The organism is Halocynthiibacter sp. (assembly GCF_049608145.1).
Taxonomy (GTDB): Bacteria; Pseudomonadota; Alphaproteobacteria; order Rhodobacterales; family Rhodobacteraceae; genus Halocynthiibacter.
The window spans coordinates 235-505 of sequence record NZ_JBMYXF010000140.1 but is presented as its reverse complement, the minus strand read 5'-3'; the positions used below and the strand labels follow the sequence as shown (position 1 = coordinate 505).

Below are 271 nucleotides of genomic sequence, written 5' to 3'. Positions count from 1 at the left end.
AATGGATGATGGTGCATCCGAGCAAGGCACCCGCGCGCAATGGCGGATCGCGCAGATGAGCGGCGCTCAGATGCCCGCAGAACGCGTCGTGGCGCTGGCGCGCGACTGGATTGGCACGCCCTATCGCCATCAAGCCTCGGTCAAAGGGGCAGGGACAGATTGTCTGGGCCTGTTGCGCGGGGTTTGGCGCGCGCTTTATGGCAGTGAGCCGGAGGTGGTGCCGCCCTATTCTCAAGACTGGGGCGAGCCGCAGGGCGAGGAGACGCTGTTG

The 271-nt window shown here is 65.7% G+C and carries 1 pseudogene; it reads left to right on the top strand.

The features are described 5' to 3' along the window. Positions 1-70: 70 nt before the first annotated feature. A pseudogene (locus ACPGUT_RS16250) lies at positions 71-271 on the top strand (peptidase); the annotation flags it as partial.